Consider the following 19,068-nt stretch of genomic DNA (forward strand, 5'->3'; position numbering starts at 1 on the left):
GGGGGTTTCCGGCAGCGTGGCATGGCGCGGCGACGGAACGCCAGCCCCCCCCCGCCGCGGCGGGAAGGGACCGGCCTGTCGCCGTCGCCAAGCCTCAGGGCAGCAGGATAGGATGTCCGGAACGGCCCCAGGGTTCATCCTGGCGGCGATGCGTGAAGGAGAGAAGACGCCATGAGCCTTGCCGCGCGGTGCGATGCGGTGTTGCGCGCTGCCACCGGGGAGGGCCGGGTGCCGGGCGTGGTGGCGATGGCGGCCAGGCCGCAGGGCCTCCTCTACCAGGGCGCCGCGGGCCTGCGCGACCTCCCGGCCGGGCTGCCGATGCGGGAGGATACGGTGTTCCGCATCGCCTCGCTGACCAAGGCGGTGACGTCCATCGCGGCGCTGCAACTGGTCGAGCGGGGCGCCCTCTCGCTGGAGGCGCCGCTTGCGGAGCTGCTGCCCGAGCTGGGCCGGCTACAGGTGCTGGAGGGCTTCGATGCCGATGGCGCGCCCCGCCTGCGGCCGCCCGCCCGGCCGGTGACGCTGCGGCACCTGCTGACCCACACCGCCGGCTTCGGCTACGACATGTGGAACCCGGAGATCCTGCGCTACCAGGAGGTGACGGGGCATCCCTCCACCCGCACGGCCCGCAAATCGGCCTTGCTGGCGCCGCTGCTCTTCGATCCCGGCGCGCGCTGGAACTACAGCATCGGCACGGATTGGGCCGGGCTGGCGGTGGAGGCCGCCAGCGGGCTGGGGCTGGAGGACTATGTCCAGCGGCACATCCTCGGCCCGCTGGGGATGCGGGACAGCGGCTTCCTGCTGCCGCCGGAGCGGCAGGCGCGGCTGGCGGCGCTGCATCGGCGCGAGGAGAGGGGCGGATGGGCCGCGCAGCCCCCCAACCCGACGGCCGCGCCGCCCGAGTTCCATCGCGGCGGCGGGGCGATGTATGCGACCGCGCCGGACTACCTCACCTTCCTGCGGATGCTGCTGGCCGGCGGCACGCTCGGCGAGGCCCGCATCCTCTCGCCCGGCAGCATGGCGCTGGTGGCGCGGAACCAGATCGGCGCGCTGCCGGTCACGCCGATGCGCAGCGCCATGCCTGCCCTCACCTGCGACGTGAACCTCTTTCCCGGCACGCCGCTGCGCTGGAGCCTGGCCTTCCTGGTCAATGAGGCGGATGTGCCGGGCCGGCGGCATGCCGGCAGCTTCGGATGGGCGGGGCTGACGAACTGCTACGGCTGGGTGGACCCGACGCGGCAGCTCGCCGCCATCGTCATGATGCAGTTCCACCCCTTTGCTGATCCCGCGGCACTGGGCGTGCTGGAAGGCTTCGAACGGGCGCTCTACGAAAGGCTGGGGGAATGAATTCCCCCAGACCCCCTTCTTTTTTCTTCGGGTTTCCTGTGCGGGCGGGCAGCGGGCGCCAAAACTGACAAAAAGAAGAAGGGGGTTCGGGGGAATTCATTCCTCCGATCTTTTCTACTTCGCCGGCTCCATGCCGAAATAGGCGGCTTCCAGCTTCTGCGCCAGGCCTTCCGTACCGGTCGGCGCAGCCAGCGCCACCTTGCCCTGCACCAGCGCATAGACGCGGTCGGAGACGGCCAGCGCCTTTTCGATCAGCTGCTCGACCAGCAGCACCGAGACACCGCGCCCACGCAACGCCGAGACAACGGAGAGCACCCGGTCCACCAGGACCGGCGAGAGGCCGGCCGAGGGCTCGTCCAGCATCAGCAGCTTCGGGCGCCGAACCAGCCCCTGCGCCACCGCGAGCATCTGCTGTTGGCCACCGCTCAGCGCGCCCCCGCGCTCGTGCCGCTTGGCGGCAATCTCGGGGAAGAATTCCAGCGCCTCCTCGACGCGCGCCTGCCGCTCGGCACGCGGCAGGCCGTATCCGGCGAGCAGCAGGTTGTCCAGCACCGTGACCTGCGTGAAGACGCGGTGCCCCTCGATGACATGCACCAGCCCCGCCGCCGCCGTCTCGCGCGGGCCGGCGCCGGTCAGGTCGCGCCCGCCGAAGTGGAGGCTGCCGGATTCGCGCGGCAACAGGCCGGAAATGGCCGAGAGCAGCGTGGTCTTGCCGGCGCCGTTCGGCCCCAGCAGCGCCACCACCTCGCCGGCGCGCACCATCAGGTCCACGCCGTGCAGGACGCGGATGCGGCCATGCCCGGCGTGCAGGTCCTGAATCGAAAGAAGCGCCTCAGGCTCCGAGATAGGCACTGATCACCTCCTTATGCGCGCGGACCTCGGCCGGCTTGCCCTCGGCCAGCACGCGGCCGAGATTGAGCACGGTGACATGGCCGCAGATCTCGAAGATCAGGTCGGCATGGTGCTCCACCAGCAGCACGCCCGTGCCATGCGCGCTGATCTCGCGGATGAGTTGGCCAAGGCGGCGGATCTCCTCGGCGGAAAGCCCCGCCGCCGGCTCGTCGAGCAGCAGATAGGCCGGACGCAGCATCAGCGCGCGGGCGATCTCGACGAAGCGCAACTCGCTGTGCTGCAGGCGGTCGGCACGATAGTCGGCCAGCGCCTCCAGGCCGACCGATTGCAGGGCAAGACGCGCATCGGCCTCCAGCCGCGCCTCGTCGGCCGACTGGCGTGGCAGCCACAGCATCGCCTCGGCGAAGCTGGCGCGGCCGGAGACGGTGCCGCCGATCATGACGTTCTGCAGCACCGTCGCCTCGCCGATGATGCGCGGCGTCTGGAAGGTGCGGGCGATGCCCTGCCCCGCGCGGCTCTCCGGCCGGCCGAGCGCCATCGGCTCGCCGCCGAGCGCCAGGCTGCCCTGCTGCGGCCGGTAGTAGCCGGAGATGACGTTCAGCGTCGTCGTCTTGCCGCTGCCGTTGGGGCCGATCAGCCCGTGCACCTCGCCCGGGCGCAGCACCAGGTCGAGTCCGTCGATGGCGCGCAGGCCGCCGAACTGCAGCGCGATGCCGCGCAGCTGCATGGGGGGTGCCGGCGGGCGCTGGCCCAGCAGGGCACCGAGCGCAGCGGGACGCGGCAGGATGGTGCGGTCCGCCGGCAGGCGGCGCCGGCGGCCCAGGTCGATCAGCGCCGCGATGCCACCGGGAATGGCCAGCACGATGGCCAGCAGCATCGCCGCGTAGAGCAGCGTGGACCAGGCGGCGAGCGGCGCCGCGATCTCCGGCAGGAGCGTCAGCAGCAGCGTGCCCAGCATCGGCCCCAGCACCGAGCCGCGGCCGCCGATCAGCACGGCGATGAAGAACAGCAGCGACAGCTCGAAGGTGAAGGCCTCGGGCGTGATGTAGGTCTGCAGCCCGGCGAAGAGGCCGCCCGCCACCGCCGCCATGGCGCCCGCGAAGAGAAAGACGCAGGCCAGCAGCGCGGGCTTGGCGATGCCCGCCGCCTCGGCCGCCACCTCGGCGTCGCGGATGGCGATCAGCGCGCGGCCGAAGCGGCTGCGCCCGACATTGCCGGCCAGGATGGTGGCGACCACGGCGAAGCCGAGGCAGAGATAGTAGAGGCCCCAGGCATTGTCGAAGGGCGCGGGGAAATAGGGGCCGGGAATGCCGATGCCGCCGCCTGTCACGTCCTGCCAGGCCAGCGCGACCTGGGTGACGATGGTGGCGAAGCCGAGCGTCGTCATGGCGAAGTAGAAGGTGCGCAGCCTGAGCGCCGGCAGGCCGACCACCAGCCCCGCCACCGCCCCCACCACGGCGGCGCAGGCCAGCGCCAGGAAAGGCGACATCTCCGGCAGCACGTTGCCGGAGACGAGCACGCTGGTGGTGTAGGCGCCGAGCGTCAGCAGCGCGACATAGCCGATGGCGAGCTGTCCGGCGAAGCCGACGATCAGGTTCAGTCCGGCCACCAGCACCCAGTAGATGGCTGCCCGCGTCGCGATCAGCGCCCAGTAGTCGTTGCCCGCCAGCGGCAGGGCGATGGCGAGCGCCAGCAGCATGAGGAAGGGCAGCAAGGCGCCCGGCAGCGCCGGCTTCCGCCGGGCGGCGGGGGCGGCGCCGGGCATGGCGGCGGCGCCGTGTTCTGCGCTGGCCATGTCAGACCCTCCGGCTGGCGGCGGCGCCGAACAGGCCCTGCGGCGCTGCCAGCAGCACGATGATGAACAGGGTGAAGACGGCGACCGAGGAGAAGATGCCGCCGACGGTGAAGTTGGCCGCCTGCTGGAACAGTCCCAGCGCCAGCCCGCCGATGACGGCGCCGCGGTTGTTGCCGAGCCCGCCCAGCGCCACGGGGATGAAGCCGTAGAAGTTCAGCAGCGGCCCGTTGGCGAAGAAGGCGAGCAGCAACTGTCCGCCGGAGAAGCCGGCCAGCGCGCCGATCGCCCCGGCAAGCGCGTAGCTGCCGATGCGCAGGTTGCGCTCCGGCAGGCCCAGCGCACGGGCGGCGTAGTTGTCCTCCGCCACGGCGATGAAGGCATGGCCGAGCAGCGTGCGGCGGTAGAGGTATTCCAGCCCGCCGATGGTGACGGCACAGGCCAGCACGGGCAGCCAGTACTTCTCGTGCCAGACGCCCTCCCCGAGCTCCAGCAGGCGCGGGAAGGGCGCCGGCTCGGTGCCCCATTCAATGGCGGTGATCTGCTGGATGATCAGCGCCACGGCGAGGGTGGTCAGCACATACAGGTGCTGCTCCAGGCTCTTCAGTACCGGCCGCACCGCGACGAACTCGGTGACGACGCCGACCAGCGCGGCGGCCAGCAGCGTCAGCGGCAGAGCGACGACCAGCGGCAGCCCCCATCGCAGCATGAAGAGCGAGCCGAGCACGCCGCCGAGCATGCCGAGCTGCCCGGCGGTGAAGCTCATCACCCGCGAGGTGGCGAACATGGTGTTGTAGGTGATGCCGATGAGCGCGTAGACCGCGCCCATCGCCAGGCCCGTTGCGATGATGGAGGCCAGCATGGTGCCGCGCCCGCCTCAGCCGTAGCCCGGCGCGAGGGCAAAGGTGCCGTTGCGCGCCGAGCTGGCCTCGGACATCACCACATCCTCGGTCGGGTAGCCGTTGTGCTCGGTCGGCGAGTAGGTGTAGGTGCCGAAATAGCCGGGATACTGCTTCAGCGAGTTCCAGTGGCCGATGATGTCGGCGCTGGCGGAGGAGCCGGTCGCCTTCACCGCCTCGGCAACGAGCTGCACCGCGTCATAGCCGCCGGCCACCCACCAGAGCAGCGTGTCGTCGAGGGAGACCTTGCCCTTCAGCCGGTCCACCAGTTCCTGGCTGTGCGCGGGCAGCTTGCCCTGCCCGTCATAGCTGCAGCTGCGATAGCCGATGGCATAGACCTTCTTCCAGTTCTCCGGCTTGGTGAGCAGGCCGGCGATCTCGCCCGAGGCCATCGAGGGGTGGCCGACGAAGGGCACGTCCCAGCCCATGCTGGCGCGGGTGTTGAACAGCCGCGCGTCCATGCCGGTGGAGACGCTCCAGACCACGATGGCCTCGGCGCCGGCGTTGCGCGCGCGCAGCATGTCCGGCGTCATGTCGGGCTGGGTGGAGTCGATATTGGCCTCGTAGACGACCTCGGCGCCGTCCTTGCGGAAGCCGGCGGCGGAGGCCTTGGCGGCGGTGACGCCGTAGCCCGTGGTGTCGCCGATCACGGCCACCTTCTTCGCCTTCAGCACGTTGAGGCAGTAGCCGCGCACCGCGTCGTCCCACTGCGTGTTCGAGGGCGCCAGGCGGAAGGCGTTGGGGTAGCGCTTCTCGTCGATCAGGCTGTCCACCACGCAGGGATGGATGTTCGGCATCTTGGCGCGCGCCATGATCGCCGTCACCGCCAGGGATTCGCCGGAGTTGGTCGGCCCCCAGACGGCGTGCGTCTTGACCTGGCTGATCATCTCCTGCGTCGCGTTGACGCACTTGGTCGGGTCGCCCTGGGTGTCGCGGGTGACGATGTCGATCTTGCGCCCCTTCACCCCGCCCTCGGCATTGAGGGCGGCGGCGGCGAACTCGACGCCGCGGTTGAAGCCGACCGCCGGCGCCGAGCTGGGCCCGGTCATGGCGGCCAGCCAGCCGATGCGGATGGGCTCGTTCTGCGCCAGCGCCGGGCGGGCGAGGCCGAGCGGAAGGCCGGCGGCAGCGCCGAGGCCGAGCTGGCCGAGATGGCGGCGGGTCAGGGTCATGGATGGTTCCTCCGTTATGGCGTCGTGTGCAGCAGGTGGCCCGTCTTGGCGCGGGCTGACGCCGCCTCAGCGGTCGAGATGCGCGATCGCGTCCTCGTCGAAGGTGAAGCCCCAGCCGGGCCGCTCGGGCAGCACGGCGCAGCCATCCACGAACTCCAGCCGCTCGCGATAGAGGCGCGAGAACCAGGGCATGTATTCGAGGAAGATCGCGTTGCTCAGCGCGCCGAGCAGCGAGAGGCTGGTCTCCGGGAAGAGATGGCTGGAGACGGGAATGTCGTGGCTCTCGGCGAGATGGCCCACGCGCATGAACTCGCTGACGCCGCCGACCCGCTGCAGGTCGGGCATCAGGATGTCCGCGGCGCGCAGGCCGATCATCTGGCGGAAGCCGTACCGCGTGTATTCCGTCTCGCCGCTGGCGATCGGCGTGTCGAGCGCGGCGGCGACGCGCGCCAGCCCCTCGATGTCCCAGGCCGGCAGCGGCTCCTCGAACCAGGTGAGATCGTGCTCCTCCAGCCCGCGGCCGAGGCGGATGGCCTCGTTCTCGGTCAGGCCCTGGTTGGCGTCGGCCATCAGGCGGATCTTCGGCCCGATGGCGCGGCGCACGGCGGCGACGCGCGCCAGGTCCTCCGCCGCGCCGAGGCCGAGGCGCATCTTCATTGCGGTGAAGCCCTGGGCGGCGAAGTTCTCCGCCTCCGCCACCAGCTCGGAAGTCGAGCGCGAGAGCCAGAGCCCGCCGCTGTGATAGGCCGGCACCCGGTCCTGCGCGCCGCCGAGCATGCGGTAGAGCGGCATCTTCGCCGCCTTGCCCAGCGCATCCCAGAGCGCGCCGTCGATGGCGGAGATGCCCATGACGGGCACCCCCTTGTGGCCGAGGAAGTTGTTGTCCTTCCAGGCGCGCGCCCAGAAGCGGCCGATATGGCCGGCATCCTGGCCGACGGCCAGCTCGCCCAGCTCCTCCACCATCTGCCGCAGCACGGCGGTGCGGCGGTTGTTCAGGGTGAAGACGATGTTCTCGCCGGTGATACCGTCGGTGGTGCGCAGCGTCACCAGCACGCAGCCGAAGCCGCCGATCTGGCCGAGGGCGCTGCCGATCGGCGGGTCGAGCGGCAGGTGGACGACGCGGGTGGAGAGGCTTTCGACCTTCATGCCTTGAACTCCTGCCGGTTCGGCGCACCCCGGCCGTAGCGGGCCAGGATTTCGGGGGCGGGGTCGCAGCCCAGGCCGGCTCCGGGCGGCAGGCGGACCATGCCGCCCTCGGCCCGCACCCAGGGGTCGAAGGGATTGGCCTCCATGTCGAGCCAGAGCAGCTCGATCAGCGGCTTCTCCAGCAGGGCGGCGGCGATGTGCATGGTCGCGATCAGGCCGGGGCCGAAATAAGGGCTGTGCGGCGCCACCTCGATCCCCGCCGCCTGGCAGAGGTGGATGGTGCGGACCATCTCACTGACGCCGCCGATCTTGGTGACGCTGGGCTGGGCGATGTCGATGGCGCCGGCCTCGATCAGCCGCCGGAAGCCGTGCAGCCCGGCGACATTCTCGCCGGCCGAGAGCGGGATGCCGATCGCGCGCAGGCTGGCGAGGCCGGTGGTGTCCTCCGGCGGCCAGACCGGCTCCTCCAGCCAGCGCAGCCCCTCCCCCGCCAGCGCGCGCGCCATCGCCCGCGCCTCGACCGGGGACCAGGCGCAGTTGACGTCCAGCATGATCTCGGCGCCAGGTGCCGCGCGGGCGGCCGCCTGGACCGCCTCGACCGTGGTCTCGTGCAGCTTGAGGGAGCGGTAGCCGCGCGCCGCCGCCTCGGCGCAGTTGCGCGCCACCAGCGCCGGGTCGCCATAGTTCAACAGGCTGGCATAGGCCGGCATCGGGCCGGGATCGCGTCCGCCGAGCAGGCGGTAAAGCGGCTGGCCGGCGCGCTTGCCGGCGAGGTCCCAGAGCGCGATCTCGATGCCCGAGAAGCCATAGACGAAGGGGCCGTTGCGCCCGAGCAGGTGCACCGCATGCGGGATCTTGCGCCACAGCCCCTCGATATCGGTGGCGTCGCGCCCGAGCAGCAGCGGCGCCAGCACGGTGTCGATGGCGGCACGCGTGGCGGGGATGGCGACATGGCCGAAGGCCTCGCCCCAGCCCACCAGCCCGTCCTCGGTCTCGACGCGCACGAGCAGGATGTCGAGATGGTCCCAGACCTGCCCGGCAAAGCTGGAATGCGGTCCGCCCATGGTGAAGGGCAAAGACACGACCGCGGTCTCGATGGCGGTGATCTGCAAGCGCTGTCCTCCCGGCGGCACCCGTTCCGGTTGCTTCCGGCTTGTGGGGACTTGCGGCACCGCTCTCCGGAGGGAGGCTAGGCTGTGGGTCGGATAACTTCAATTGTGTGCTGCTTAAAACAGTATAAGGTCAGCTTATGGCATTCAGCTTCCGTCAGCTGGAGGTGGTCCGGGCGGTCAGCCGCCACGGTTCGGTCACCATGGCCGCCACGGCGCTCGGCATCTCGCAGCCCGCCGTCAGCATGATGCTGCGCGAATGCGCGGCGCAGGCCGGCTTCCCGCTGTTCCGCCGGCAGCAGGGCCGGCTGCAGCCCACCGCCGAAACCGGCGCCCTGCTGACCGACCTCGAGCGCGTCTTCGAAGGCGTCGAGCGCATCAATCGCCTCGTCGAGGAGATGCGCGACATCAGTGTCGGCTCGGTGCATGTGGCGGTGACGCCGGCGCTGACCGAAAGCCTGCTGCCGCACGCGGTGGCGCGCCTGCTGCGCAGCCGGCCGGGCATCCAGATCGCCATCGACAGCCTGGACATCCTCGGCGTGACGGAGATGGTGACGCAGGAGCGGGTGGATTTCGGCCTGGTTCTGGCGCCGATCGGCCATGCCGATGCGCGGCTGCTGCCGCTCTATGGCGGGACGCTGGTGGCGGTGGTGGCGCCGGACCATCCGCTGGCCGGCCGGCCGCACGTCACCCCGGCCGACCTCGCCGCGTATCCGCTGATCTCCTTCAGCCGCATCCATCCCTTGGGCGAACTGATCGAGGGCTGCTTCCAGGCGGCCGGGGTGAAGCGCCGCATCGCCATCGAGGTGAACCAGTCCTCCGTTGCCTGCGCCATGGTGCGCGCGGGCGCGGGCGTCACGGTGATCGACCCTTTCCTGCTCAGCGAGCCGCGCGAGCATGGCGTGGTATGCCTGCCGCTACGCCCGGCCGTGCCGGTGAACGCCCTGGCGCTGGTGCCGCGGCAGCGGCGCCTCTCCCGGCCCGCGCAGTTGCTGCTGGCCACCATGCGGCGCCTGGCCATGGGGCGGCAGGATGCGCCGGGTGGCCCGGGCGAGGGCAAGGGATAGGCCACCCCGGGAGCTGCCCCCGAGGGACCGCCCGGGGGGGGGGGGGACCGCCCGGGGGACCCGCCGGGGGGGGGGGACCGCTAAGCGCCGTGACGTGCCGGCCTGGGCCTGCCGGCCCGGCTCAACGGGCGGCCAGCAGGCCGCTGGCGGTCGGGGTGGGGAGATAGGCCACGTCGCCCTCGGAGCCGCCGAGGAACACAGGGAAGCCGGCCGGGCGCCGGGCGAAGCGCGCATCGTCATAGATGATCTGCAGGTTGCGGCCGCGGCCCTCGACCTGCACCAGGCCACCGCCCAGGATGTTGCCGGTGTAGTCATCGGCATAGGTGACGGCGAAGTTCTCGCCCTGGTTGGTGACCGTCAGTGGGGCGGCCAGGGCACTGGCGCCGGAGAGGCCCAGCAGGGCGGCGGCGGCCAGGAAGGTGGGGAAGCGGGTCATTGTGAAGGTCCTTTGAGGAGTTCGGCGCCTGAGGGGCGTCCGGTGTGGCCTTCATGTAGATCGCTATTAAGTCGCGTGCGATATTATAGTCCGCATGGCAGCCATGCAGATCAGGCGCCCGCGCCTATATCGCGCGGCACAACATGCTGCCCCGCCCCGGATGCGACACGCAGGAGCCACCATGCCCGAACCCCGCCTCGACCTGGACGACTTCCTCTGCTTCGCCATCCACTCCACGGCGCACGCGATCCAGCGCGCCAACAAGCCGCAACTGGATGCGCTCGGGCTCACCTATCCGCAGTATCTGGTCATGGTCGTGCTGTGGATGCAGGACGACCAGACGGTCGGCAGCATCGGTGAGCGGCTGTTCCTGGAGAGCAGCACCCTCACGCCGCTGCTGAAGCGCCTGGAAACCGCCGGCTATCTCCGCCGCGTCCGCGACGCTGCCGATGAGCGGCAGGTGCGCGTCCGCCTCACCGAGGAGGGGCGCGCCTTGCGGGAGAAGGTCCGTCACACGCCCGGCTGGCTGGAGCAGGCCTTCGGCGGCAATACCGAGGAGGCGAAGGCGCTGCGCGAAAGCGTCATCCGGCTGCGCGACCGGCTGCTGCAGGGCCAGCGCTGAAGGCCGCCCGCGCTCAGGCCGGCGCCACCGCGCGGTACTCGGCGGCAAGCCGGGCGCAGAGTTCGGCCGCGCCGGGAATCTCGCTGATGCCTCCCACCCCCTGCCCGGCCGACCAGATGTTCTTCCATGGCCGGCTCTCGTGGTCCGAGACGTTCAGTGCCGCCGCCTCGTCCAGCGCCTCCGGGTCGAGCCCGGCGGCGGCGATGCTGGCGCGCAGGAAGTTGCCCTTCACCCCGCTGATGGCGGCCGTGTAGATCACGTCCTTCGCCCGGGCCTCCAGGATCATGCGGCGGTACTCGGGGGCCGCCAGGCTCTCCCGCGTGGCGACGAAGCGCGTGCCGATATAGGCGAGATCCGCTCCCATCAGCCGCGCCGCGGCGACCTGCCGGCCGGTGTTGATCGCGCCGCCCAGCAGCAGCGTGCCATCGAAGGCCTCGCGCAGCTCGGTGAGAAAGGCGAAGGGGTTCAGCGTGCCGGCATGGCCGCCGGCGCCGTTGCAGACGGCGATCAGCCCGTCCACCCCCGCCTCGATGGCCTTGGCGGCATGGCGCATGTTGATGACGTCGTGGAACACCAGCCCGCCATAGCCATGCACGGCCTGCACCACCTCCTTCACCGCGCCGAGCGAGGTGATGACCAGCGGCACGCGATGCGCCACCGTGGCCGTCAGGTCCGGCTCCAGCCGCTTGTTGCTGCGGTGGACGATCAGGTTGACGCCGAAGGGCGCGGCGCCCGGCCTTTCGGCCAGCCGCGCGGCGATCTCCTCCAGCCAGGCCGCATAGCCCTCGCTGCTGCGCTGGTTCAGGCTGGGGAAGGTGCCGACGACCCCGGCGCGGCAGGTCTCCACCACCAGGTCGGGGCCGGAGACCAGGAACATCGGCGCCGCGACGGCAGGCAGCGCCAGTCGGTCCTGAAGCAAGGCGGGCAGTGGCATGGTGTCGTTTCCTCCACAGGCGGGGCGGCCAGGACGGCCGCTTCCGGGTGCAGCCAAGCACGGCGCGGCCGCCCGCGCGACCGGGCAGTCCGCCATCATGCAGCCGCACTCCGCCAGTGCCCGCGTCACCCCGGCTGGCCGGAGGACATCTCGATCACCCCTGCGCCTGGAGAGCGCCGCGGATCCGCGGCGACAGCCGCCACCTGCTGGCTTGGCCGGCAGGATGGTGATCGCCGCCTCCGCCCCGCGCGCCACCTTGGATGTCTCCAGCCTCGCCGGAATGCCGCAACAGACCGTGGCGTGCAGCAGCGCCTCCTTGATCTCCTCAAGGCTGATGCCGTTGTTCAGCGCGCCGCGCACACGCAGCTTGATCTCCGGCGCAGGCCCCAGCGCCCTCAGCCTCGCCAGCTTGAGCGGGCTTCGCGTGCGGCGGCCCAGCCCTGGCCGGTTCCGGCCATGGTCCCAGCATCACTCCGTGGTGATCCGCTGGAACGCCATCATGAATTCGTGCGCCTTCGCCAGGCTTGCATCCACATGCTCCGCGCCCGGTATCGCATGCCGCGCCTCCAGCCCGCATGCGCACATCCCGTTCTCCGCCAGGGCCTGCTCTCCTTCCCCGGGCGCCGGAAGGGATGCGTTTGCCGGGCTTGTCGGTCAATCGACTTACGATGATGCGCGGCCAGGCGCTGTTTCAGCTTGGCGGCCCGTTGCTTGCATGGAAAAAGCTCGGGAGAGGAATTCTCCCGCCCCCCTCTTCTTTTTTGCCGCCTCCTTCGCCCGCGCGGCAAACTCGAAGAGGAAAGATGGGGGTCTGGGGGAATTCCTTCCCCCAGCCTTCTTGCCCTCATGCCTCCGGAGGTCCGGTGCCCGATCCAGCTGCTTCCCCTGCCCCGCATATCCGCATCGGCATCGATATCGGCGGCACCTTTACCGATCTGCAGATCCTGGACGAACGCAGCGGCGCCCTGCACAGCCTCAAGACACCGACGACACCGGAAGACCCTTCCATCGGGCTGATGACAGGGCTGCGTGACGCCGCCACACGCTTCCGCTTCACGCTTTCCGACATCCGCCTTCTGCTCCATGGCACCACGATCGCCACCAATGCCGTGCTGGAGCGCCGCCTGCCGCAAGGCGTGCTGCTCACCACCGCCGGTTTCGAGGACGTGCTGGAGATCGGCCGCCACACACGGCGCGACATCTACGGCCTGAAGCCACGCCATGAGCCTCCGCTGATCGCGCGCGACTGCCGGCTCGGCGTGGCCGAGCGGATGCGCGCCGATGGCAGCGCGGAAATGCCGCTCGACCTTGGCCAGGTGGCGCCGATGCTGGCGCGGATCGATGCGCTCGGCGCGCAGGTGGTGGCCATCTGCCTGCTGAACGCGCATGTCAACGCCGCACACGAGCAGGCGCTGGCGGAGGCGATCCAGGCCGCGCGGCCGGCGCTTCCGGTCTGCCTCTCCTCCGAGATCAGCCCGGAGATCCGTGAATACGAACGAAGCTCCACCACCGTTCTGAACGCGCTCCTGATGCCGGTCGTGGGCGCCTATCTCGACCGGCTGCGGGCGCGCATGGCCGAGGCGGGGCTCGCGGCGCGGCTGTTGCTGGTGCAGTCCAATGGCGGCGTGTGCAGCCCCGAGATGGCGGCGCGGCAGCCGGCGCGCCTGCTGCTCTCCGGCCCCTCGGGCGGTGCCCTGGCGACGCTGCGCATGGCCCAGGCGCTCGGCCGTCCGAACCTGCTCGGCGTCGATATGGGCGGCACCAGCTTCGACATCTGCGTGGTGCGCGAGGGCGCCGTGACGCAGATGACGCAGGGCGAGATCGACCTCCTGCCGGTGCGGCTGCCGATGATCGAGATCCGCACCATCGGCTCCGGCGGCGGCTCGATCGCCATGGTGGACGCGGCGGGGCGGCTACGGGTCGGCCCGCGCAGCGCCGGCTCGCGCCCCGGCCCGGTCTGCTACGGGCGCGGCGGCGTGGAGCCCGCCGTCACCGATGCCAACCTGGCGCTCGGCCGGCTCGATCCGCGCTTTTTCCTCGGCGGCGCCATGGCGCTGGACCGCGCCGCCGCGGAAGCCGCCATCGGCGAGCGCATCGGGACGAAGCTGGGGCTGGAGAGCGCCGCCGCGGCCGAGGGCATCCTCGCCGTCACCGACACCAGCCTCGCCGCCGCAGCGCGGCTCAGCCTGTTCGAGAAGGGGCTCGACCCGCGCGCGTTCAGCCTGCTCTCCTTCGGCGGCGCGGGTGGGCTGCACGCCATTCCGGTGGCGGAGGAGCTGGGCGTGCCGGAAGTGATCTTCCCCGCCGATGCCAGCACCTTCTCCGCCTTCGGCATCCTTCACTCGGACATCGTGCACGACCTCGCCCGCAGCCGCGTCCTGCCCGCGAGCACGGAAAGCCTGCCGCACGTCACCGGGGCGCTGGCGGAACTGCGCGCCCAGGGCGACGCGCTGCTCGCCGCCGACGGCGTCCCGGAGGCCGAGCGCCATCTCGGCGTCTCCGCCGACCTGCGCTATCGCGGACAGGCCTTCGAGCTTGTGGTGCCCTGGCCCGAAGGGATGGAGCTGCCGGCGCTGCTGGAAGCCTTCCATGCGTTGCACGCGCAACGCTTCTCCTATGCCAACCGCGAGGCGCCGGTGGAGCTGGTGGCGCTGCGCGTCACCGCCACCGGCCGGCTGCCACGCGCCATGGTGCACCGCACGGCCGGCGCTGGGGCCGACCGCGCGCCCGAGCCGCGCGGAGTCTGGCTGAAGGGGGCCTGGCGCGAGGTGCCGGTATATCAGCGGGAGCAGCTTGGCGGCCCGGTGCAGGGCCCGGCGCTGATCGAGGAGGAATACACCACCATCTACCTCGCCGAGGGCTGGCGCTGCGCGCCCGGCGCGGAGGGCACGCTGGTGGCGCAACGCATCGCCGAAGGAACCGCGGCATGAGCACGCTCGGCCCCGTCGAACTGGAGATCCTGCGCAACGCCCTTGGCGCCGCCGCGGCGGAGATGGACGTGACGGTCTGGCGCACCAGCCGCTCCACCGTGGTGCGCGAACTGCTGGACTATTCCACCGCCATCTTCGACCGTGACGGCTACAATGTCGCGCAATCCGCCCGCATCCCGCAGCACCTGAACTCGATGAGCACCGGGTTGCTGACCGTGGTGCGCGAGCACCTGCCGCTCGACCAGTGGCAGGAAGGCGATGTCGTCATCACCAACGACCCGTATTGCGGCGGCCAGCACATCCCGGACATCCTGGCCTTCCGCCCGGTCTTCGTGGCGGGCACGCGGGTGGCGATCGTTGGCACGCTCTGCCACCATCTCGACATGGGCGGCATGGCGGCGGGCAGCTATGCCGCGACGGCCACCGAGATCTTCCAGGAAGGTCTGCGCATCCCGCCGCTGAAGCTGGTGCGCGGCGGCGCGCTGAACACCGATCTGCTGGCGATGATGAAGCAGAATGTCCGCCGCCCCGACATGCTCTGGGGCGACCTGCAGGCGCAGCTCGCCTCGCTGGCTGTGGGCGAGGCCAATATCCGCCGGCTCGCGGAGCGCGTGGGCGCGGAGAAGCTGGTCGAGGCCTGCGCGCGCATCCTCGACGGTTCCGAGCGCGCCATGCGGGCGATGATCGGCCGCATCCCGGATGGCCGCTACGCCTTCGAGGACTTCCTGGACGATGACGGCATCACCGATGCGCCGATCCGCGTCCATGCCGCCGTTACCGTGCGCGGCGAGGAGATGGAGGTGGATCTCTCCGGCTGCGGTCCCCAGGCGCTGGGGCCGGTGAACGCCACCCTCGCCTCCTCCGGCTCCGCGGTGTCCTACGCGATCATGGCCATTGCCGACCAGGAGATTCCGCCGAATGCCGGCTGCTACCGGCCGATCACGGTGATCGCGCCGGAGGGCAGCATCGTGCATGCGCGGCACCCCGCGCCGGTGGCCAACCGCATCGCGGTGGGGCATCGGCTGGCCACGACGCTGCTCGGTGCGCTGCACCAGGCGGTGCCAGGGCGCGTACCGGCGGCCTATTACGGCGTCTCCTATGTCTGCTCCTTCCAGACGATCGGCGAGGCTGGTGAGCGCGGCGTGCTGGTGGAGATCGAGGTCGGCGGCACGGGCGCCCATGCCGACGCCGACGGGCTCAGCGCCTACACCTACGGCATGCACAACAACTCCAACATTCCCGCGGAGATGATCGAGAGCGAACTGCCGCTCACGCTGACCGGCTATGGCCTGCTGGACGGCTCCGGCGGTGCCGGGCGGCAACGTGGCGGGCTCGGCCTGTTCCGCGAGTGGCGCATCGACTGCCCGGAAGCGGTCTTCACCGCCAATGGCGAGCGCTTCCGCCACGCGCCCTATGGGCTGGAAGGCGGCGAACCCGGCGCGCTGGGCCATCTTTGGCTGATCCGTGATGGCGCGCGGCAGGCGCTGGGCTCCAAGGTGAACAACCTCCGCCTGAAGCGCGGCGATATCATCCGGCTGGAGACATCCGGCGGTGGCGGCTATGGCCTTCCGCAGGACAGGCCGGCGGCGCTTCAAGCCATGGACCGCCGGCTGCGCTACGTTCCCGGGTGACGCGCAAAGCCAGGCCTCACGAAAATTGCAGAAAACGAAAGGGGCTTTTGGAAATTCATTCCTCCATGCCCTGCCTCCGCGACGGCGCCCTCGATGGTGGCGCCGCCGCTCCGACATCCTGACCTGAAAAAGCCGCAATCCCCCGAAACAGCTGCGTCCTCCTCGCGTTCGGTCTGCAGAAGCGGAGAGAATCCAGCCGTCGGCAACGGCTGAGCAGGAGGATGAGGAATGGCCGAGACCGTCAGCGACTTTTTCTGGCAGCGGCTCCATGACTGGGGGGTGCGCCGCGTCTTCGGGTATCCGGGGGACGGCATCAACGGGCTGATCGGCGCGCTGGACCGCGCCCAGGACAAGGTCGAATTCGTGCAGGCCCGCCACGAGGAAATGGCCGCGTTCATGGCGGGCGCGCATGCCAAGTTCACCGGCGAGGTGGGCGTCTGCCTTGCCACCTCCGGCCCCGGCGCCATCCACCTGCTGAATGGCCTCTATGACGCGCGGCTCGACCACATGCCGGTGCTGGCCATCGTCGGGCAGCAGGCGCGCACCGCGCTCGGCGGCCACTATCAGCAGGAAGTGGACCTGCAGAACCTGTTCAAGGACGTCGCCGGCGCCTTCGTGCAGCAGGCCTCCGTCCCCGGGCAGGTGCGCCACCTGATCGACCGCGCGATGCGCATTGCCATGGCGGAGCGCAAGGTCACCTGCATCATCATGCCGAACGACCTGCAGGAGCTCTCTGCGGTCGAGACACCGCCGCACAAGCACGGAACCATTCATTCCGGCATCGGCTATTCGCGGCCTGCCGTCATCCCCACACAGCAGCAGTTGCAGCAGGCGGCGGAGGTGCTCAACGCCGGCAAGAAGGTCGCCATGCTGGTCGGCGCCGGTGCGCTGCAGGCGACCGATGAGGTCATCGCCGTGGCGGACCGGCTCGGAGCCGGCGTGGCCAAGGCGCTGCTCGGCAAGGCGGCGGTGCCGGACGACCTCTCCTTCGTCACCGGCTCCATCGGCCTGCTCGGAACCAAGCCGAGCTGGGACATGATGATGGAGTGCGACACGCTGCTGATGGTCGGCAGCGGCTTCCCCTATTCCGAGTTCCTGCCGAAGGAAGGCCAGGCGCGCGGCGTGCAGATCGACCTCTCGCCCGCCATGCTGAGCCTGCGCTACCCGATGGAGGTGGCGCTGGAGGGCGACAGCCGCACCACGCTGGAGGCGCTGCTGCCGCTGCTGAAGCCGAAGGCGGACCGCTCCTGGCGCGAACGGATCGAGAAGAACATCTCCAGCTGGTGGGAGACGCTGGAGGCGCGCGCCATGCACGCCGCCGAGCCGGTGAACCCGCAGCGCATCTTCTGGGAGCTCTCGCCGCGCCTGCCCGAGCGCTGCATCATCACCGGTGACAGCGGCTCGCACACCAACTGGTACGCGCGGGACGTGAAGCTGCGGCGCGGCATGATGGCCTCGCTCTCCGGCGGGCTCGCCACCATGGGCTCCGGCATGCCCTATGCGATCGGCGCCAAGTTCGCCCATCCCGACCGGCCGGTGCTGGCGATCTGCGGCGATGGCGCGATGCAGATGAACGGCATGGCCGAGCTGATCACCGTCTCGAAGTACTGGCAGAAGTGGCGCGATCCGCGCCTCGTCGTGCTGGTGCTCAACAACCGCGATCTGAACCAGGTGACCTGGGAGCAGCGTGTGATGGCCGGCGACCCGAAGTTCCTGGGCTCGCAGAGCATCCCCGACGTGCCCTACCACCGCTTCGCCGAGTTGATCGGTCTGCGCGGCATCTATGTGGACGATCCCGACCGCCTCGCCGGCGCCTGGGAGGAAGCCTTCGCCGCCGACCGGCCGGTGGTGCTCGAGGTGAAGGCCGACCCCAACGTGCCGCCGCTGCCGCCGCACATCACCCTGCAGCAGATGAAGAAGTTCGCCTCCACCCTGCTCAGCCCGGATCCCGAGGAAGGCAGCGTGCTGGTCAACACGGCCCGTGAGGTGCTGAGCGGCGTGCTGCCGGGCAAGAGCCACTGACCATGCCGGGCACGGGAAGCACTGCGCCGGTGCAGGCGGTCCGTGCGCAGGCCTATGTCATCCCGACCGACTCCCCCGAGGCGGACGGGACCATGCAGTGGACTTCCACCACGCTGATCGTGGTGGAGGTGGATGGCGGCGGGTGCATGGGGCTGGGCTACACCTACACCGACGCCGCGGCCGCACCGCTGATCCGCGGCATGCTGGCCGAGGTGGTGAAGGGCCAGGATGCGCTCGATATCCCGGCCGCCTGGCAGGCGATGCAGCGCCGGGTGCGCAATGTCGGCCGCCAGGGGCTCGCCGCCACCGCCATCTCGGCGATGGACGCGGCGCTCTGGGACCTGAAGGCCAGGCTTCTCGGCCTGCCGCTGGCCCTGCTGCTGGGCCGTGCGCGGGAAGCGGTGCCGATCTATGGCAGCGGCGGCTTCACCACCTATTCCGACGCGCAGCTGCGCGACCAGCTCGCCGGCTGGGTGGAGCGCGACGGCTGCCAGTGGGTGAAAATGAAGATCAGCACCCATCCCGGGCAGGACCCGCACCGCCTCGCCGTGGCCCGAAAGGCGATCGGCGACCATGGCCTCTTCGTGGACAGCAACGGCGCGCTCAGCACGAAGCAGGCGCTGGCCACCGCCGACATCCTGGCGCGCGACTTCGGCGTGCTGTGGTACGAGGAGCCGGTCTCCTCCGACGATCTGGAGGGGCTGCGGCTGCTGCGCCAGCGCGCCCCCGCCACGCTGGAGATCGTCGCCGGGGAATATGGCTACGAGATCGACTACTTCCGCCGGATGCTGAATGCCGGCGCGGTGGACGTGCAGCAGGCCGATGCCTCGCGCTGCGGCGGCATCACCGGCTTCCTGCGCGCGGCGGTGCTCTGCGACGCGCACCACGTCGATCTCTCCGGCCACTGCGCGCCGACGCTCCATCTGCACGCGGCCTGCGCGGCGCCGCATTTCCGCCATCTCGAATGGTTCCACGACCATGTCCGCATCGAGCAGATGCTGTTCGACGGCGCGCCCGTCGCGCAGGAGGGCATGATCCGCCCCGACCTGTCCCGGCCTGGCCTCGGCATCGCCTTCCGGCGGCAGGATGCGGAGCGCTATGCGGCCTGA

At 70.6% G+C, this 19,068-nt stretch carries 15 protein-coding genes and 1 pseudogene; 7 read left to right on the forward strand and 9 right to left on the reverse strand.

Annotated features, from left to right (window positions below; translation table 11 throughout):
• Positions 1-171 precede the first annotated feature (171 nt).
• Entirely contained in the window at positions 172-1,347 is a 1,176-nt protein-coding gene (locus QMO56_RS02205; protein ID WP_283523387.1) for a serine hydrolase, read from the forward strand.
• A 114-nt stretch (positions 1,348-1,461) separates the two neighbouring features.
• On the opposite strand, the gene QMO56_RS02210 is transcribed toward QMO56_RS02205, so the two are convergent.
• The 6 genes from QMO56_RS02210 to QMO56_RS02235 all read right to left on the reverse strand — a co-directional run bounded on the left by QMO56_RS02210 (position 1,462) and on the right by QMO56_RS02235 (position 8,320).
• The gene (locus QMO56_RS02210) at positions 1,462-2,199 is read right to left on the reverse strand and encodes an ABC transporter ATP-binding protein (RefSeq protein WP_283523388.1); all 738 of its coding nucleotides are present in this window, start codon (positions 2,197-2,199) and stop codon (positions 1,462-1,464) included.
• Entirely contained in the window at positions 2,180-3,994 is a 1,815-nt protein-coding gene (locus tag QMO56_RS02215; RefSeq protein WP_283523389.1) for a branched-chain amino acid ABC transporter ATP-binding protein/permease, read from the reverse strand. The genes QMO56_RS02210 and QMO56_RS02215 overlap by 20 nt, the downstream gene beginning before the upstream one ends.
• 1 nt (position 3,995) lies before the next feature.
• Entirely contained in the window at positions 3,996-4,853 is an 858-nt protein-coding gene (locus QMO56_RS02220; protein WP_283523390.1) for a branched-chain amino acid ABC transporter permease, read from the reverse strand.
• A 15-nt stretch (positions 4,854-4,868) separates the two neighbouring features.
• Complete coding sequence (locus QMO56_RS02225) at positions 4,869-6,062, reverse strand: ABC transporter substrate-binding protein (protein WP_283523391.1); 1,194 nt, start codon at positions 6,060-6,062, stop codon at positions 4,869-4,871.
• A gap of 66 nt (positions 6,063-6,128) precedes the next feature.
• The gene (locus QMO56_RS02230) at positions 6,129-7,208 is read right to left on the reverse strand and encodes a mandelate racemase/muconate lactonizing enzyme family protein (RefSeq protein WP_283523392.1); all 1,080 of its coding nucleotides are present in this window, start codon (positions 7,206-7,208) and stop codon (positions 6,129-6,131) included.
• Positions 7,205-8,320: a mandelate racemase/muconate lactonizing enzyme family protein gene (locus QMO56_RS02235; RefSeq protein WP_283523393.1), complete on the reverse strand. Its 1,116-nt coding sequence runs from the start codon at positions 8,318-8,320 to the stop codon at positions 7,205-7,207. The genes QMO56_RS02230 and QMO56_RS02235 overlap by 4 nt, the downstream gene beginning before the upstream one ends.
• A 137-nt stretch (positions 8,321-8,457) precedes the next feature.
• Between QMO56_RS02235 and QMO56_RS02240 the strand changes: the two genes are divergently transcribed.
• Positions 8,458-9,384 carry a LysR family transcriptional regulator gene (locus tag QMO56_RS02240; RefSeq protein ID WP_283523394.1) on the forward strand — a complete coding sequence of 309 codons (927 nt, stop codon included), beginning with the start codon at positions 8,458-8,460 and terminating at the stop codon, positions 9,382-9,384.
• Positions 9,385-9,505: 121 nt separating this feature from the next.
• Here QMO56_RS02240 and QMO56_RS02245 read toward each other — a convergent pair whose 3' ends face one another.
• Entirely contained in the window at positions 9,506-9,820 is a 315-nt protein-coding gene (locus QMO56_RS02245; RefSeq protein ID WP_283523395.1) for a hypothetical protein, read from the reverse strand.
• 181 nt (positions 9,821-10,001) lie between these two features.
• On the opposite strand from QMO56_RS02245, the gene QMO56_RS02250 reads away from it, so the two are divergent.
• Positions 10,002-10,442, forward strand: a complete 441-nt coding sequence (locus QMO56_RS02250; protein WP_283523396.1) for a MarR family winged helix-turn-helix transcriptional regulator — start codon at positions 10,002-10,004, stop codon at positions 10,440-10,442.
• Between the two features lie 13 nt (positions 10,443-10,455).
• On the opposite strand, the gene QMO56_RS02255 is transcribed toward QMO56_RS02250, so the two are convergent.
• Together QMO56_RS02255 and QMO56_RS02260 are read right to left on the reverse strand one after the other, a co-directional pair.
• Complete coding sequence (locus tag QMO56_RS02255) at positions 10,456-11,376, reverse strand: nitronate monooxygenase family protein (protein ID WP_283523397.1); 921 nt, start codon at positions 11,374-11,376, stop codon at positions 10,456-10,458.
• 261 nt (positions 11,377-11,637) lie between these two features.
• Positions 11,638-11,814 (reverse strand): annotated as a pseudogene (locus tag QMO56_RS02260) (carboxymuconolactone decarboxylase family protein); the annotation flags it as partial.
• 425 nt (positions 11,815-12,239) lie between these two features.
• Between QMO56_RS02260 and QMO56_RS02265 the strand changes: the two are divergent.
• The 4 genes from QMO56_RS02265 to QMO56_RS02280 all read left to right on the forward strand — a co-directional run bounded on the left by QMO56_RS02265 (position 12,240) and on the right by QMO56_RS02280 (position 19,068).
• The gene (locus tag QMO56_RS02265; protein WP_283523398.1) at positions 12,240-14,306 is read left to right on the forward strand and encodes a hydantoinase/oxoprolinase family protein; all 2,067 of its coding nucleotides are present in this window, start codon (positions 12,240-12,242) and stop codon (positions 14,304-14,306) included.
• Positions 14,303-15,937, forward strand: a complete 1,635-nt coding sequence (locus tag QMO56_RS02270; protein ID WP_283523399.1) for a hydantoinase B/oxoprolinase family protein — start codon at positions 14,303-14,305, stop codon at positions 15,935-15,937. The genes QMO56_RS02265 and QMO56_RS02270 overlap by 4 nt, the downstream gene beginning before the upstream one ends.
• A 228-nt stretch (positions 15,938-16,165) precedes the next feature.
• A complete protein-coding gene (locus tag QMO56_RS02275; RefSeq protein WP_283523400.1) occupies positions 16,166-17,959 on the forward strand; it encodes a thiamine pyrophosphate-requiring protein in 1,794 nt (597 codons plus the stop codon).
• Positions 17,960-17,961: 2 nt separating this feature from the next.
• Positions 17,962-19,068 carry an enolase C-terminal domain-like protein gene (locus QMO56_RS02280; protein ID WP_283523401.1) on the forward strand — a complete coding sequence of 369 codons (1,107 nt, stop codon included), beginning with the start codon at positions 17,962-17,964 and terminating at the stop codon, positions 19,066-19,068.

This window comes from Roseomonas sp. E05, from assembly GCF_030063475.1.
Lineage (GTDB): Bacteria > Pseudomonadota > Alphaproteobacteria > Acetobacterales > Acetobacteraceae > Pseudoroseomonas.

Coding starts and splice junctions, on each gene's coding strand:
- QMO56_RS02205 (WP_283523387.1), top strand. CDS start 172: ATGAGCCTTGCCGCGCGGTGCGATGCGGTGTTGCGCGCTGCCACCGGG.
- QMO56_RS02215 (WP_283523389.1), bottom strand. CDS start 3,994: ATGGCCAGCGCAGAACACGGCGCCGCCGCCATGCCCGGCGCCGCCCCC.
- QMO56_RS02220 (WP_283523390.1), bottom strand. CDS start 4,853: ATGCTGGCCTCCATCATCGCAACGGGCCTGGCGATGGGCGCGGTCTAC.
- QMO56_RS02225 (WP_283523391.1), bottom strand. CDS start 6,062: ATGACCCTGACCCGCCGCCATCTCGGCCAGCTCGGCCTCGGCGCTGCC.
- QMO56_RS02230 (WP_283523392.1), bottom strand. CDS start 7,208: ATGAAGGTCGAAAGCCTCTCCACCCGCGTCGTCCACCTGCCGCTCGAC.
- QMO56_RS02240 (WP_283523394.1), top strand. CDS start 8,458: ATGGCATTCAGCTTCCGTCAGCTGGAGGTGGTCCGGGCGGTCAGCCGC.
- QMO56_RS02245 (WP_283523395.1), bottom strand. CDS start 9,820: ATGACCCGCTTCCCCACCTTCCTGGCCGCCGCCGCCCTGCTGGGCCTC.
- QMO56_RS02250 (WP_283523396.1), top strand. CDS start 10,002: ATGCCCGAACCCCGCCTCGACCTGGACGACTTCCTCTGCTTCGCCATC.
- QMO56_RS02255 (WP_283523397.1), bottom strand. CDS start 11,376: ATGCCACTGCCCGCCTTGCTTCAGGACCGACTGGCGCTGCCTGCCGTC.
- QMO56_RS02270 (WP_283523399.1), top strand. CDS start 14,303: ATGAGCACGCTCGGCCCCGTCGAACTGGAGATCCTGCGCAACGCCCTT.
- QMO56_RS02275 (WP_283523400.1), top strand. CDS start 16,166: ATGGCCGAGACCGTCAGCGACTTTTTCTGGCAGCGGCTCCATGACTGG.
- QMO56_RS02280 (WP_283523401.1), top strand. CDS start 17,962: ATGCCGGGCACGGGAAGCACTGCGCCGGTGCAGGCGGTCCGTGCGCAG.